Origin of the sequence: Enterovibrio nigricans DSM 22720 (genome assembly GCF_900167155.1) — a bacterium.
Classification (GTDB): Bacteria; Pseudomonadota; Gammaproteobacteria; order Enterobacterales; family Vibrionaceae; genus Enterovibrio; species Enterovibrio nigricans.
This window is the reverse complement of sequence record NZ_FUXU01000226.1, coordinates 1-1224: the sequence shown is the minus strand read 5'-3', so window position 1 is coordinate 1224 and position 1224 is coordinate 1. Positions and strand designations below refer to the sequence as shown.

Genomic DNA, 1224 nt, shown 5'->3' with positions numbered 1-1224 from the left:
TCAACGATTAATCAGTAGGAGCATTTAGGCATCAAAGCCGAACCCTTCAAGGTGAATTTTAGGTCGAACTTAGAACCGGAACTCCGGAGTTAGTTGGGGTGTAACAGCAACCCCAACCCTTTCCCGTTAACATTTAATCAACATTGATGAATTTATGAGTTGGGTGATTAAGCTAAATCATATCAACTGGAAGGACGGCGCAAAGTACGTCTGCCAGATGAGTAAAGACGTGAAAACCATCAGCATGGTGACGGAGCTTGAGCAAGCCAAGCACTACAAACGCTATGCAAACATACAACGATTTCTTGATGCTAAAAAACATTCAGGCTTTGAGTTCGAGATAATCGAAATCAAGGCGTAAGTATTATATTGAGACCAAAAGCCGCTATTAGAGCGTGCGGCTTTTTGGCTGTTCTCCCTGCCCCTGACGGTGATAACAGGCTTAGTAAAAGACAGCCTCGCAGGATGGCATGTAACGGCGTAAAACACCTCTGAGAAGGCTACGCGCCGCTTAGGGGATTGAGGATTGGAAAAGGTAAGGCAATCGGCTTGTGCCTCGCTGCGCGCTTCGCACTGGCTTGTATGCCTACGGCATGAAATATGAAAAAAGGGACGTGTTAGTTAGCGTCCCTTTCGTTTACATTTAATCTCGACTAAATTTTTCCCATTCAGCCTCGTAGCCTTCAGTTTCTTGAATGCAGTCAGGACACAGCAACCCTCCTCGATACGCTTCCTGCTCATAAGCATCAACAAGAACACTTCCCTCCAATGTCGCAGCGCACTCATTGTGATAACCACCGGGGTTAGTAACGCCATAGCACGCTTGTGTTAAGTGAGGTGTTAAGGTATTTCGCTGTTTTTCACTCAAGGAGGAATAGCCACTATCAACAGCGCGTTGAGCTAAACCCGCAATAAAATCCGGCTGCTTTCCCTCAAAGTAGTCGTTGTCGATTTGATGTTTTAAGATCTGTTCTGTCGCTGTCATAGAGCCTCCATTTATTAATGGGGCGATTTTGCATGAAGTGCATTAACTTATTTTGATAAGAGTCAATGAAATAAGTCTTTTGTGTTAAAAATGTGCAACTTAGGGTGAGTTCGCATTATGGCCGTTATGTTACGGGCTTCTCGTTGCAAAGCGATCCTCTTTCCTAGGCATCACGAACGGCGCAAGCTTGTTCGGATTTGGCCAAGTCTCTCGCCCACCCTTTGCTGCCTCGTCGACCT

The 1224-nt window shown here is 45.7% G+C and carries 2 protein-coding genes; one reads left to right on the top strand and one right to left on the bottom strand.

Annotation, left to right across the window (positions count from 1 at the left end; all coding sequences use genetic code 11):
* The first annotated feature begins 154 nt into the window (after positions 1–154).
* Positions 155–361 carry a hypothetical protein gene (locus tag B5D35_RS23820; RefSeq protein ID WP_078754861.1) on the top strand — a complete coding sequence of 69 codons (207 nt, stop codon included), beginning with the start codon at positions 155–157 and terminating at the stop codon, positions 359–361.
* Positions 362–643: 282 nt separating this feature from the next.
* Here B5D35_RS23820 and B5D35_RS23815 read toward each other — a convergent pair whose 3' ends face one another.
* Positions 644–985 (bottom strand): hypothetical protein, encoded by a 342-nt coding sequence (locus B5D35_RS23815; protein WP_078754860.1) that lies wholly within the window; start codon positions 983–985, stop codon positions 644–646.
* Positions 986–1224 lie beyond the last annotated feature (239 nt).